The organism is Pseudomonas sp. FG43 (genome assembly GCF_057809175.1).
In genome coordinates, this window is the sequence record NZ_JBMDJL010000007.1 from 1 (window position 1) to 14,336 (window position 14,336).

Annotated in this window: 10 protein-coding genes; 5 read left to right on the top strand and 5 right to left on the bottom strand. The window is 58.7% G+C overall.

Annotation, left to right across the window (positions count from 1 at the left end; translation table 11 throughout):
- Positions 1-167: 167 nt before the first annotated feature.
- Positions 168-890, bottom strand: a complete 723-nt coding sequence (locus ACODS3_RS10250; protein WP_489034103.1) for a pirin family protein — start codon at positions 888-890, stop codon at positions 168-170.
- Positions 891-1,100: 210 nt separating this feature from the next.
- On the opposite strand from ACODS3_RS10250, the gene ACODS3_RS10255 reads away from it, so the two are divergent.
- On the top strand, positions 1,101-2,051 hold the full coding sequence (locus ACODS3_RS10255; RefSeq protein ID WP_489034105.1) for a GlxA family transcriptional regulator: 951 nt from the start codon (positions 1,101-1,103) through the stop codon (positions 2,049-2,051).
- A gap of 220 nt (positions 2,052-2,271) precedes the next feature.
- Positions 2,272-3,741 (top strand): ATP-binding protein, encoded by a 1,470-nt coding sequence (locus ACODS3_RS10260; RefSeq protein WP_489034107.1) that lies wholly within the window; start codon positions 2,272-2,274, stop codon positions 3,739-3,741.
- Here ACODS3_RS10260 and ACODS3_RS10265 read toward each other — a convergent pair.
- The 4 genes from ACODS3_RS10265 to ACODS3_RS10280 form a co-directional block, all read right to left on the bottom strand.
- Positions 3,721-6,495: an ATP-binding protein gene (locus ACODS3_RS10265; protein ID WP_489034109.1), complete on the bottom strand. Its 2,775-nt coding sequence runs from the start codon at positions 6,493-6,495 to the stop codon at positions 3,721-3,723. The genes ACODS3_RS10260 and ACODS3_RS10265 overlap by 21 nt on opposite strands.
- 99 nt (positions 6,496-6,594) lie before the next feature.
- Entirely contained in the window at positions 6,595-6,999 is a 405-nt protein-coding gene (locus ACODS3_RS10270; RefSeq protein ID WP_201000267.1) for a helix-turn-helix transcriptional regulator, read from the bottom strand.
- 243 nt (positions 7,000-7,242) lie between these two features.
- Positions 7,243-8,670 carry a mechanosensitive ion channel domain-containing protein gene (locus ACODS3_RS10275; protein ID WP_489034111.1) on the bottom strand — a complete coding sequence of 476 codons (1,428 nt, stop codon included), beginning with the start codon at positions 8,668-8,670 and terminating at the stop codon, positions 7,243-7,245.
- Between the two features lie 64 nt (positions 8,671-8,734).
- Entirely contained in the window at positions 8,735-9,757 is a 1,023-nt protein-coding gene (locus ACODS3_RS10280) for an alpha/beta hydrolase (RefSeq protein ID WP_489034113.1), read from the bottom strand.
- Between the two features lie 150 nt (positions 9,758-9,907).
- On the opposite strand from ACODS3_RS10280, the gene ACODS3_RS10285 reads away from it, so the two are divergent.
- The 3 genes from ACODS3_RS10285 (at position 9,908) to ACODS3_RS10295 (ending at position 14,334) form a co-directional block, all read left to right on the top strand.
- Positions 9,908-10,801, top strand: a complete 894-nt coding sequence (locus tag ACODS3_RS10285) for a LysR family transcriptional regulator (protein ID WP_200999893.1) — start codon at positions 9,908-9,910, stop codon at positions 10,799-10,801.
- Between the two features lie 232 nt (positions 10,802-11,033).
- Positions 11,034-11,957 (top strand): ABC transporter substrate-binding protein, encoded by a 924-nt coding sequence (locus tag ACODS3_RS10290; protein ID WP_489034308.1) that lies wholly within the window; start codon positions 11,034-11,036, stop codon positions 11,955-11,957.
- A 106-nt stretch (positions 11,958-12,063) separates the two neighbouring features.
- Positions 12,064-14,334, top strand: a complete 2,271-nt coding sequence (locus ACODS3_RS10295) for a molybdopterin guanine dinucleotide-containing S/N-oxide reductase (protein ID WP_489034115.1) — start codon at positions 12,064-12,066, stop codon at positions 14,332-14,334.
- Positions 14,335-14,336: the final 2 nt, after the last annotated feature.

The following is a 14,336-nucleotide window of genomic DNA, read 5'->3' on the forward strand; positions in this document are numbered from 1 at the left end:
GAGCACGACCTTGCCAAGGTCGGGGTCGCGAGTTCGAGTCTCGTTTCCCGCTCCATATTCTACGAAAACGCCGCTCATTGAGCGGCGTTTTTGTTTTTGCCTTTTCCCTTTGTGTGCCCCCCAGTCATCAGGGGGCACGTTTTTTCCTTCTATATATAAGAAAGCCTTCAAGGCATCTGTGGCCGCTCGTTCGGGCGCAAATCGAAGACCAGTACTTCGGCATCGACGCCTTCACTCAACTGAATCAGTTGTTCGTTGCGCAGACGCACACCATCTCCTTCTCCAAGCCGTTCGCCATTGAGCACAACACTGCCGCGGGCTATATGCACGTAGGCATGACGGTCGGCTGCAAGTTTGAGGCTGGCCGTTTCATCTCCATCGAACAGACCGGCATAAACCCGGGCATCCTGACGAACTTTCAACGAGCCGTCGTTTCCTTCGGGGGAAATGATCAACTGCAAGCGGCCGCGTTTCTGTTCAGGGCTGAAATGCTCTTGCTGATAGTTCGGTTCAGCACCCGCCACATTCGGCACAATCCAGATCTGCAGGAAATGAACCTGTTCGCTTTTGGAGTGGTTGAACTCGCTGTGAGCGACGCCACTGCCAGCACTCATCAATTGCACATCGCCAGGGCGGATGACCGAACCGGTTCCCAGTGTGTCCTTGTGTTCCAGAGCACCTTCGAGCACATAGGAGAAAATCTCCATGTCGCGGTGGGGGTGTTGGCCGAAGCCTTTGCCTGCTGCAACACGGTCATCGTTGATCACCAACAGATCGGAAAACCCTTGTTCCAGCGGGTTGTAGTAGTTGGCAAACGAGAAGGTATGAAACGATTTCAGCCAGCCATGGTTGGCTGCGCCACGTTCGGAAGCTTTGCGAAGAGTCAGCATGATTCTTTCTCCATCCAGATGTCGACGCTGCACATTCAGGTATCGACCAAGTGAGATAGAGGTTACTGGTTATCGAGGTGCGTAATAAGTAGCTGAAAAACGAATGACTGTCCTGCTCTGGTTGACAGTCAAGGGCGTGCAGCAGAGCTGGCTCATCTTCGTCATAATGCGCAGTCTGTCTTCCCACCTTATTCAAGTGATGCACAACTTATGAAAACTGTGGCGATGGTTCTATTCCCGGACTTTCTCTTGCTCGACATGGCTGGGCCTATCGAGGTTTTTTCCATTGCCAATCGCTACCTGCATCCCGATAAGCACTATCAGATATCGACCATAGGGACCGAGCAGGGCGCTCTTCGTGCGTCCAGCGGCGTAAACATCGTGGCCGACCGGCATATGGATCAGGCCATTGAGGATTACGACCTTCTGTTGATACCCGGAGGGCCGGGTGCTTACAACGAAAGGCACCAGCCTTTATTGAACTGGTTGAATGAGGTTGCGCCCCGGTCTTCTTGCTATGGCTCCATCTGTACCGGGGCCTTCATTCTGGGAGATGCCGGGCTGCTCGACGGGCATCGCGTCACTACCCACTGGCATTACACGGACCGGCTCATCAAGCGTTTCCCCAAGGCGCAGGTGGAAACCGATCAGATCTACATCCGGGACCGCAACCTCATGACGTCGGGTGGCGTCACTGCCGGTATCGACCTCGCTCTCGCGGTTGTGGCTCAGGACCATGGCAAGAAGGTCGCTCAGGATGTGTCCAAAGTGCTGCTGGTATTAATGAAGCGCCAAGGCGGCCAGGCACAGTTCAGCCCCTTGATGACTGCCGTCGCTCTTCAGGAAACCGCCATCACTCGTGTGCAGAACTATGTGCTGGAACATCTGGACGAGGCCTTCAGCATCGAGCGCATGGCAGGATTGGCCAACATGAGTGCCCGACACTTTGCCCGCACCTTTGCTCGTGAAGTCGGGATGACGCCCATGGACTTCCTGCAAAGCGCCCGTATCGATCACGCGAGGAACCTGCTGGAAACCACGGACCTGCCGCTCAAGACCGTGGCGTATAAAAGCGGCTTCGGCAGCGTGCGACACATGCGGTTTTTATTCAGCGGCAGGATCGGGCTGACGCCAGCCCAGTATCGTGAGCAATTCAGCTAGGATTTGTGCGGGGCTGCATAGCCCCGGTCCCCTCCATGAGCGCAACGAGCGCTTCAACGGCTGATTCCACTCCCTATTGTCCGTATTGCGCACCGCAATGACCGTATCACGTCTCCCGTGCCGGTTGTCCCGGCGCTCCTGCCTGCCAAGATAAACGCCAATCCTTTACAAAGGTCGTGCGGTGGTCCGGGGAGCCGGGTTTATCGGCGCATGAATGGATATGGACAGCCTCAAGAACATTCACAACGATTCGGTGCTGGGCTTCGGTCCCTATGTGTTTCATGTTCGTCAACGCCTTGTGATGAAGGGCGATACGGCGTTGCGTGTGGGGGGCAGGGCGCTCGATATTCTTCAGGTGCTGATCGCACACGCGGGTAGCATCGTCAGCCAAAAGAGCCTGATGGCTCAGGTCTGGCCCAATTCTATCGTCGAAGACATCAACCTGCGTGTACAGGTTGCAGCCCTTCGGCGTGCCTTGGGGGATGGGCGTAACGGTCAGCTCTATATCCAGACGGTTCCCCAGCGAGGTTATTGCTTCGTGGCCAGCGTTCAGCATGTCGAACCATGCAGCGAGCCCCCTGCGTCACGGCATAATCTGCCAGCACGTCTGACGCCGGTCATTGGCCGTGACGAGGTCGTGGGCAAGATCGTGCGTCAGTTGCCAGGCCGGCGTTTCATGACGCTGGTCGGGCCTGGAGGTATCGGCAAGACAACCGTGGCCTGCCGGGTCGCCGAATCACTCCTCAGGCATTATCCGGACGGTGTCTGGATGATCGATTTTTCTGCGCTGGATGGCCCGCAGCAGGTGGCCGATCAATTGGTGACGGCGCTGGGGCTTGCCCGGCAGTTGTCTCTGGATGGTCTGGTCGATACCTTGGCCGGACGTCGTGCGTTGCTGATATTCGATGGTTGTGAACATCAGCCCGAAAGCGGCCGGCGTTGGGCCGAGTCCTTGTTGCCGGCCTGTACCCATCTGTCGATTCTGGTGACCAGTCGCCAACCGCTGCATGCCGAAGGCGAGTCAGTGTTGCGCTTGCCTGGGCTGGCCCTTGCGCCAGCCGGTACACATGACGCCATGGCCTATTCCGCCATTCAGCTATTTGTTCGTCGAGCCCAGGCGTGTCAGCAAGGTTTTGTCTTGCGCGAGCAGGATGTCGCGGTGGTGGGCGATATCTGTCGACGGCTCGATGGCATTCCCTTGGCAATCGAACTGGCGGCTGCGCGAGTCGACGTCTTCGGGCTATCGGGTTTGCAGGCGCAACTGGACAATTTCTTTCAGTTGCTGACCTTTGGCCGACGCACCGCCGTCACCCGGCATCAGACCTTCAAGGCCTCGCTGGACTGGAGTTTCGAGCGCCTGAGTCTTCATGAGCAAGTCGTGTTTCAGCGCCTTGCGGTCTTTACATCGGCATTCACGCTGGCGGCCGCCATTGAGGTGATCGCCTGTACCTCGTTGAGTGCCGATTGCGTGTGCAAGGCTGTGGAGCAATTGGTAGACAAATCGCTGCTGTCGGTAACCCAAAACACCGGCACGTTACGGTATGGCTTCCTGCATACCACTCGCTTCTATGCTCTGGAAAAACTGCAACACAGCGGTCATGGGCGAGTATATGAAGCACGTTTTGCGAGACATCTCGCTCATGGGCGTGTCTGTGAGACGTACACTCCGTCACTGCAACTGGTCGAGTAGTCGCCGGGCAGCGATCAGGTCCGGTGTTGCAAAACCTTCGGTGAACCGCGCATGGACAGCCTCCAGCACGTCGTACGCCTGCCGTTCATGTCCCTGACGCTGCTTGAGCCGCGCCAGTGATGTTGCGCTGCGCAGTTCCCAGGCGAGTGCTCCCTGTTTTTTCGCCACCTTCAACGCTTTATGCAGTATGGCTTCGGCCTCGTCTGCCTCTTGAGGCGGCAGGCTGTCGGCCCTGGCCCGCAGGATTTCCGATGTACACCAGCCGGCAGCTCCGCTTTGCGCCCGCTCGAACAAGGCATCATCGATCTGCCCCTGGCGCAGGGTGAGCATGATGTCCCTGATAATCCCGTCACTGTCCGCAAAGTTGATATCGGTGTCGGGAGATGCCATCAACTGCGCATAGTGTTGCCCCCAGTCATAGAACAGCAGCGCCGAGTGCCGTTGTGACTGTTCGCGCAGCAGTTTCAATAATTCGCTGGCTGTCTCGGTATTGCCGTTGTAGAGCGCGATGGCGCAACCGGCGAGGGAGAGGGTGTGGCAGATCGAGGTTCCGTGGTTGATCTGCAAGGCAATCTCCAGCGCCTGCCGGGCTGTCTGCCAGGCCAGTTCGGGGCGACCTTGCAGCCAGAGAATACGCGCCTGTATGGTCAGGGCCGCAACGCTCTGGTCGTACTGCACGCCGAAACCATAGGTGAATCGATTGAGATGCCCGCTTTGTGCCAGGCGCTGAATGACCCGGTCGGCATTCTGTCGCGCCAGAGTCTGATCGCCTGAAAAATGCAGCGCCAATACCCGTAAACGATGGGTGCTCAGGCAGGTGATGAGGTCGGTGCGCATGCCCAGTCGATTGAACTGCCGGTTTTTTTCAAGGGCTTCCTTGTACTGACCCTGACACAGATTGACGGTCATTTGCCCGGAGATTGCCCGCAACTGACCTGCCACATCATGAGTCTGTTCGGCCAGTGCCTGGGCTGTCACGAAGGCATCCATCGTTTCGGATATGTTGCTGTGCGTGTGATAGGAAACGCTCCCCAGTGCCAGCTTGAGAGAGATCAGCAGTTTCGGTGATGGAAATGGATCTGCTTCCAGCAGCTTCAAAGCCTTGCGTACATAAAAGCCATGTTCCTTGAGCAGCGAAAGCTCCTGCCAGAGCGGTGTGCAGTATGCGATCAGTTCGATGACCAGCTTCTGCGCATGCCAGTTATCGAGCCCCCAATCCAGCGCAGCCCTGATGTCTTCCAGGCTGTGGATATAGCGCTCGATCCATTTATGAGTGGGGATTTGCTCCCAGTCACTATGAGCCTGCTGCATGATGGCCAGGCAGCGTTGGGCATGGCGTTCGCGTATGGCCGGCAGTTGTTCGCTGTGGCGCAGTTTCTCCAGGGCATAACTGCGAGTGGTGTCGAGCAGGTAATAGAGCACGTCTTCGTCCACGAACTCGACATTGAGCAAGGACTTGGTGACCAGTTGGGGCAGGGTGGCAAAGACTTCAGGCGCTGTAATCTCTGGATCGGTCACCACTGCCATGGCTGACTCCAGGCTGAAGCGGCCCTTGAACAGGCTCAGGCGTTGCAGGCAGATCTGCTCGCTGGTGCTCAACATCTGGAAGCTCCAGTCCAGTGTGGCGCGCAAGGTCTGATGGCGAGCCAATGCACCCTGATGGTTTTGGCCATGCAGGAGGAAGCTGGCTTGCAGATGTTCAAGCAGATTACTGAAGCCCAGGTTGCCCACCTGAGCGGCTGCCAGCTCGATAGCCAACGGAATGCCATCGAGCCGCTGGCATATTTCAATGGCCAGCTGCAGGTTGGCTTCAGTCAGTTCAAAGTGTTCCTGGTTAGCCGTCGCGCGCTCGACGAACAATTGCAGGGCAGCAAAACTCATGGCTTCGGCAAGGCTTTTTCCCGCAGCGGGCGGGCAGTCCAGAGGCTCCAGGCGCTCCACGAACTCGCCATCGATCTGCAGGCTCTCGCGGCTGGTGATCAGAATATGCACATCGGGCGCATTGCGCAGAATGCCTTCGCTCAGCAAGGCAATGGCATCGACCATATGTTCGCAATTGTCGATCACCAGCAGCATCTGTCGGTCTCGCAGGAACGCGCCGATACGGTTCATCGGCTCGTCATCGTGCGCTGCGATATCGAGCAGCATGGCCAGATGAGTCGTGATCATTGCCGGGTCGGTAATGGGGGCCAGATCCATCAGGCGAATGCCATCGCGGTAATGGCCTATCAATTGTTCCGCGACCCGCAATGCGACCGTGGTCTTGCCGATGCCACCGGGGCCGGTCAGTGAAATGAAACGGTGTTGTTGCAGTTGGCTCGCCAGCCTGTTGACCAATGCATCACGTCCCAGAATACGCGATTGACGAGTGGGCAGATTATGGCTGGTCGAGGTATTCATATTGGCGTTTGGCCTGTGTTCGACCCGTTGCAGGGTGATGGGAGCGACAAAGCTGTAACCACGTTGCGCAACTGTAACAATATAGCGCTGCCCGGACTGACCATCGCCCAGCGCTTTGCGCAAGGCAGCCATGTGTACGCGCAGGTTGCCGTCCTCAACAACGCTTCTTGGCCAGACATGAGCCATGAGCTGTTGCTTGCTGACCATATCCCCGGCGTTCTCGATCAGGATCAACAGAATATCCATGGCGCGGCTACCCAGCCGCACGGGACGGTCGGCGTCCAGCACCAGACGTTGTTGAGGGTAGATCCGATAAGGGCCGAAATGCACAGCCAGTTCGGTGAGAAGGGTCAAGGGTTCATTCCTGTTATGTCGCCTCCGGCTGCTGTTTTTCGGGCAGATAAATGCGCCCCCGAGCTTGCTCGTGATGCGACTTTCAATCTAGCTCTTATTTCAGAATTCAGATGCGACAAAATGCTCGGTGTGATGTGTTTTCTTTAGCGCATGGCCACGCCATGTAAAGGGATTGATGCCCTCGGCGCGGGAAAATATATGCGAGAAGTGCGACTGGTCACAGAATCCGCACTCCTGGCTTATCTGCGTCAGGGTCATTTCAGTGTGCTGGATCAGGCATTTGGCGCGGGCGATGCGCTGGCAGCGGATCCATCCCTGAGGGGACAGGCCGGTGCTGCATTTGAATGCCCGGGAGAAGTAGCTCCTGGACAAGGCACAGGCGCGAGCCAGTTCGGCGACTTCGATATTTTCGCCCAGCCTCTCAAGGATCAACTGTTTGGCCAGGCGCTCGCGCCAGGGAGTAAGGCCACCGCTGACTGCTGTCTGCTTCTCGATGCCTTCCATGCGTTTGCATGTCGGGCAGGGGTATTGCGGAGCGTGGGTCATGGCAATGTCCATTATCGCGGTAGGGTGCGGATGGGTTGGCTGTGTTGTCAGCACCTTTCGATGGGCAAAAGTCTGCGCAGAGAGCGCCATTCTTGAGTGCAGGAACAGGGCTGACGAGTTAATCGTTGTTAATTTCGCAGGCGACGATCAGTCGCCATTTGCTTTTTCGCAGTGCTCTGGCCTGCGGTTTTCAGTGTTTTCTCAGCGAGTTTTCAGCCAGCCGAGAAAGCCGCCTTTCTTGATCTGGGCCGGCCTTGCCAGCAGCGCCGAATGGCTGTTCTTCTGCCGGACCGCCTGCAATTTGTGCAGCGCGTTATTGACCTGGCCGGATTGCTCCATGCAGGCCCGTGCGACGTTCTTGTCGATGCGATAAATGATGCTGGAGGTCATGGCCGTGAAGCAGGCTTCGGAAGGCGTATCGGCGAGAATGCTTTGCTCGCCCATGACTTCGCTCGGCCCCATGCGGCCTGCTTCGATCCGTTCGTTGCCGTCGGGGACCGAGGCACTGACCACTCCCGTGGCGATGACGAACAGGCAATCGGCAACCTCATTGAGATCCAGCACCACCTGACCGGCCGAGTACTGCTGCGCCGTCATGTTCTGTGCCAGTCGGTCCCGCTCCGATCCACTCAAGGAACGGAAGACTTTCACCTCTTCGAGCAGGGTCCGGGCACGGGAAGTCGGTTCGCTGCTGCCGTCTGGCTGGCGAGCGATGCCTGCGGCTTCCAGGTGGCGATGCGCAAGGTCGAAGAGTTGATTGCGCACTTCGCCTTTCTTGCCCAGGTCCGCGATAAAGCCGCTGGCCACATACTCGGACATGTTTTCGCCGGCTTCCTTGAGCACAGCTTTCGGGGCTGGCGAAAGCAACAGGCTGCTGCTGCCCTGCAAGGTGCGATCCAGTGCGTCAAGCACACGGCGTGGGCGGATATGGTTGGGGACCTGAATGCTGATCGAGACACCGTGCATGTGAGTCGGCCTGCTCAGGTTGACGATCTTGGCCTTGGCCGCTACGGAGTTGGGCACGACGGCAGTGCTGCCGGCGCCGGTCAGCAGGTGTGTGGCGCGCCAGTCGATATCGGTCACCTTGCCTTCGATACCGTCGATCGCGACCCAGTCATCGACCTGATAGGGTTTGGTGGTGTTGAGCACGATCCCGGAAAACACATCGCTCAAGGTGCTTTGCAGTGCCAGACCGACAATGATTGCCACGGCGCCCGAGGTTGCCAGAAGCCCTTTGACGGGGAGTTCCAGCACATAACCGGCCGCCGCAACCACTGCAATCAGAAACACCAGCGCGCCTATCACGTCCTGAAGAAGGCGTCCGCTATGACCGATGCGGTGCATCAAGGCCAGGCCGATCAGCACGGTCAAGACACGGGCGGCATACACCCACCAGAGAATGGCCAGTGCCGTGGCACCCAGTTGCAGCACGCTGTCATCCGGCCAGGACGGGGCCAGCAACGGGCTGATACCGGCATTGATGATGAGCGTACTGAAGGCCAGGAACAGACCCAGGCGAATGCCGACCCGAATCACTCGTAGCTGGATGGGCGACAGATGCCAGATCGACACATCGGCCAGCAGCAACAGGGCACTCCACAGCAGGGGATGGCTCAGCAGAAAAGACATGATGCGACTCCGGGCATGACAGGCTGGAACCTGCCCGGTCGGGCAGGTTGTGGCGGGTGGCTGATCAGTTGCCGAGGTGGGCCTTCAGCTCGTTAGCTGCCTGGCGCATCGCGGCGCGGACTTCAGGCACCTGGTTCAGCGGGTTGAGCAGGCCGAAGTCATGAATCATCCCGTTGTAGCGCACTGCCGTAACCGGCACGCCTGCCGCATCCAGCTTGCGGGCATAGGCTTCGCCTTCGTCACGCAGCACGTCGAACTCGGCGGTCTGCACCAGTGCCGCAGGCAGGCCACGCAATTGTTCGCTGCTGGCTTGCAGGGGCGAGGCATGGATCCGGGCACGCTGGCTGGCATCGGTGGTGTAGTTGTCCCAGAACCACTTCATCATGCCTTTGGTCAGGAAATGACCTTCGGCAAATTGCTGGTAGGAGCCGTTATCGAAGTTTGCATCGGTCACCGGCCACAGCAGCAACTGGAAGCGCAGCGCCGGGGTTTGCTGTTCCTTGGCCATCAGCGCAACGACGGCTGCCATGTTGCCGCCGACACTATTGCCCGCCACCGCCAGACGGCTGCCATCGACACCGATCTGCTTGCCATGCTCGGCCACCCAGCGGGTTGCGGCATAGGCCTGGTTGATTGCCGTCGGGTATTGCGCCTCAGGTGACGGCGTGTAATCCACATACACGGCTACCGCACCGGAGCCCACCACCAGATCGCGGATCAGTCGCTGGTGAGTCGGGAAGTCGCCCAACACCCAGCCGCCGCCGTGGAAGAACATGAACACCGGCAGGTCACCCTTGAGCTTGGCAGGGCGGACGATCTTGAGGGTGATCTTCTGACCGTTGGCATCAATGGAACGCTCGCTGACCTCCACGCCCGACAGATCCACCTGGACCGAGGCCTGCGCGCCGGTCAGCACTGCACGGGCGTCCTTGGGGCTCAGTTGCTCAAGTGGCTTGCCACCGCCAGCGGCCAGTGCTTCGAGAAAGGCCTGAGTGTTGTGCTCTACGCCTGGGCTGCCAGCGGCAAAGGCGTTGTTGACGGACAGGGCGAGCAGGGTGGTGGTCAGGGCTTTTTGCAGAGTGTTCATGGGGTCAGTCCTTTTGAGAAAACGAAAGTGGTTAGCGGGTGAGGGCAGTCCTGGCTTCGGGCCTCGGCTGCACCATGGACACAGATTAATAGGGTGCCGAAAGGCGAAAAAGCGGCTATAAAGCGTTTAACTGTCAACCAGGTTGTGACAATGAACCCCTTTGAAGATATGCGTATTTTTTGCCAGGTCATGGAGTCGGGCAGCTTCACGGCGGCCTCCGACAAACTGGGCCTGTCCAAACAGTTCGTCAGTCGTCGCTTGATGCAACTGGAGGAGCGGCTGGGCGTGCGCTTGCTCAATCGCTCGACCCGGCGTCTGGATGTCACCCCGCTGGGGCAGAGTTATTACGAGTCAGCCTTGCGCCTGCTGAGTGAAGTGGAACAGGTCGAGCAGGGTATTTCTGGGCAGAACAGCGAACCGCGTGGCACCTTGCGTCTGAGTGCGCCACTGTCGTTTGCCGTGGCGCATCTGGGTTGCCTGCTGCCGTTGTTCTTGCAGCGCTATCGGGATGTGGCGGTGGAAGTAGACCTGAGTGATCGCCCGGTGGATCTGCTCAGCGAGGGCTATGACCTGGTGCTGCGCATTGGCGTGCTGGAAGACTCCAGCCTGATTGCCCGGCGTATCGCCACGATCGACAGGGTTTACTGCGCAAGCCCTGTTTACCTGGCCGAGCGGGGTCGCCCGGAAAGACCGGAAGACCTGCATGCCCATGATTGTTTGCCCTACGGCCATAACCGTCAGGTGCAGTGGCGTTTCCAGAGCAGTGGCAAACCCGTGAGCCTGAATGTCAGCGGGCGCATGCGCACCAATAACGGCGAGTTGCTGCGCGATGCAGCGATTGCCGGGTTGGGCATCACCTACTTGCCGACCTTCATTGTGGGGGCCGCGCTGAGCAGCGGAAGTCTGGTCAGGGTGCTGGACGATCTGCGTCCCGAGCCTCTGACGCTGTCGGCGGTTTATCCGCAGCATCGTCAGGCTTCAAGGCCGGTTCAGGCCCTGATCGAGTTCCTGCGCGAACGGCTGGAACTCAATGACATGCTTTGAACCGAGAGGGCGGTAACTGAGTCGTTTGCATATTAGGCTAGATCGAAAATGAATTTAGATAATGATTTTCAGAGTGATAAGGTTCTAAAAATACCTTTCAAACGTTGAAATCGTTATCAAAAAGTCGGTGACCGTGCATGCGGACCCAGGCTTCATTCTGATCCAGTGGAGATTGCACGTGCCCGACAACACCCTCGCCCGATGGAAGAAAAGCGTTCTGTCCGGTCTGTTCATGACGCTTGCGGCTTCCTTGACTGCCGTCCATGCCGCCGATCTGGTGGTCGGCGACCAGAGTTACAGCGCCCGTACCGTGATGGAGGCCGCGGGTGTACTCGATGATCTGCCTTATGAGCTGGAGTGGAAGCAATTCACCGCTGGTTCGCCCGTGGCCGAAGCCCTGAACGTCGGCAGCCTGGATGTCGGTTTGCTGGGCGATTCGCCCGCCTTGTTCATGGGCGCTCTGGGCGCGCCGATCAAGGTCATCGGTGTTTCGCGGCAGAATCTGGATGGCGTGGCCATCGTGGTGCGCAAGGACTCCTCCATCAAGAGCGTTGCGGATCTGGCGGGCAAGAAAGTGGCGATCTGGAAAGGCTCGTTCAGCCAGCAATTGATGCTTACTGCGCTGGACAAGGCGGGCGTGCCCCGTGATGCCGTGGAGTATCGTTACCTCAGTGCGCTGGACTCCTCCCATGCCCTGGACGGCGGTTCGGTGGATGCCATCGCGACCTGGGAGCCCTATGTCACCCAGCAGGAACGTCAGGGTGCCAGGGTCATCATCACGGCCAAGGGGCTGATACCCGCGCAGAGTTTCATTGTTGCCAACGACAAGGCCATCAAGAACAAGCGCGCCCAGATCAACGATTTCCTTCAGCGTCTGCAAGCGGCCCGCGACTGGTCGGTGCGTGATCCGAAGAACAGCGAAACCTATGCCAACGCCTGGTCGAGCCTGACCCGGGCCGATGCGGAGGTGGCCCGGCGCTGGTTCTCCCGTTCACAGATAGTTGTGGTGCCGATTACACCCGAAGTGGTGGCTGGCGCGCAGCAGACCATCGATTTTTTCAACAGTGCCGGGCTGACCAAAAGCTATCCTGCGGCCAGCGTGTTCGATGAGTCGTTCAATTCGGCGCTTAAATTGCAGGAGCAGGTTTCACGTTGATTCATCTGCTTCTTTTCGCGAATGAATTCGCTCCCACACCCAAGGAGCGAATTCATTCGCGAAAGCTCCACGCCAAAACCCCACCCCCCCTCAGGAGCCCTTCACCATGACTTTCACTTCATTGCACTGGGGCGTCTACCGTCCACAGGTTGTGGACGGAAAGCTTGAGGCGCTGGTGCCCGCAGAGTGGGACAAGAACCCTTCGCCCATAGGGGATTCGGTAGCAGGTGCCATCGCATCGCCGACCCGTATCAAGCGTCCCGCCGTGCGCCGCAGTTTTCTTCACGAGCAAGGCGGTCGGCCCGACCTGCGAGGGCAGGAGCCTTTTGTTGAAGTGTCCTGGGACGTTGCACTGGATCTGGTCGCCCGAGAGCTGAAGCGCATCAGGGGCGAGCATGGCAATCAGGCAATCTTCGGTGGCAGTTACGGCTGGGGCAGCGCGGGGCGTTTTCATCATGCCCAGAGTCAGTTGCATCGCTTCCTCAACTGCCTGGGCGGTTATGTATTCAGCACCGACAGTTACAGCCTTGGTGCAGGACGAGTGTTGATGCCGCATATCGTCGGTAATATGGACTGGCTGCTGGCGGCGCACACCTCCTGGAAAAACCTGGCCGAGCACTGCGAGTTGTTCGTGGCCTTCGGTGGCCTGCCTGCCAAGAACGCCCAGACAAGCCCCGGTGGCGCCAGCGATCACTTGCTGAGTGATGCTTTGCAGTCGATGTCGAAAGCGGGTGTGGAGTTCGTCAATGTCAGCCCGTTGCGCGATGACTTGGTCGGCCCTGAAAGGAATGAATGGCTGGCGATTCGTCCCGGCAGCGATACGGCGTTGATGATGGCGTTGTCCTGGATCCTGATCACCCAAGGGCTGCATGATGAAGCCTTTGTGCAGCGTTATACCGTCGGCTATGAGCGCTTTCGTGACTATCTGCTGGGCCATGTCGACGGACAGCCAAAGGACCCGCAATGGGCCGAGCAACTGACTGGAATCCCGGCCCGCCAGCTCATCGAGCTGGCACAACGCATGGCCAGCAAGCGGACCATGATCAATGTCGCCTATTCCTTGCAGCGTTCGATCCATGGCGAACAACCGTTCTGGATGACCGTGACCCTGGCCGCACTGCTGGGACAGATCGGTTTGCCGGGTGGCGGTTTTGGGCTGGGTTATGGCTGCATGAACAATACGGGCAGCGGCCGCAAGGCATTTTCCGGGCCGCGTTTCGAGCAGGGCAGCAACCCGGTCAAGGATTTCATCCCGGTGGCACGTGTCGCCGACATGCTGCTCAATCCCGGTGCGCCTTTCGATTACAACGGCCAGCAACGGCACTATCCCGACATTCGGCTGGTGTACTGGGCCGGCGGCAATATCTTTCATCATCACCAGGACCTCAACCGTCTGCTGGATGCCTGGCAGCGCCCGGAAACCATCATTGTTCACGAGCAGTACTGGACCGCCCAGGCCAGGTACGCCGATATCGTCCTGCCTGCGACTACGGCGCTGGAGCGCAATGACATCGGCAGTTCGGCTTCCGACCGTTTCATGATCGCCATGCAGCAAGCCATCGAGCCAGTGGGTGACGCCCGCGACGACTATTCGATCTTCGCCGACCTGGCACAGCGTCTGGGCTTTGCCGATACCTTCACTGAGGGGCGTGATGCGTCTGCCTGGCTGCGTTATATCTATGAACAGTCTCGCGAGCGGGCCGAAACCTTCGGCGTGCAGTTGCCGGACTATGATCGGTTCTGGCGCGAGGGCCTGTTCGAGGTGCAGTACCCCGAAACCGACATGATCCTGCTCAAGCCCTTCCGCGACGACCCGCAGGCCAACCCTTTGCCCACGCCTTCAGGGCGTATCGAAATCTTCTCCGAGCGCATTGCCGGGTTCGGTTACGCGGACTGTCCGGGGCATCCGGTCTGGCTGGACAAGCCAGCGGCCACGTTTCCCTTGCACCTGCTCTCCAACCAGCCGCGAACCCGTTTGCACAGTCAGTACGACCACGGTGCCTATAGCCGCGCTTCAAAGATCCACGAGCGTGAGCCCTTGACCCTCAATCGCATCGACGCGCAGGCCCGAGGCATTGTCGATGGCGATGTGGTCAAGGTTTTCAACGAGCGAGGGGCTTTTCTGGCCGGGGTGATTGTCTCGGATGACATTCGCCCCGGCGTCGTGCAGATCGCCACCGGAGCCTGGTTCGATCCACTGGTCCATGGCCAGAAGGGCAGCCTTGAGAAACATGGCAACCCGAACGTGATTACCCTCGATGTGGGGGCTTCACGCTTGTCTCAGGGTTGCTCGGCACAAACCGCGTCGGTGGAGGTCGTCAGGTGGGATCAGGCGTTGCCGCAAGTGACGGCCTTTGAGCCGCCACTGCTGACGTGAGG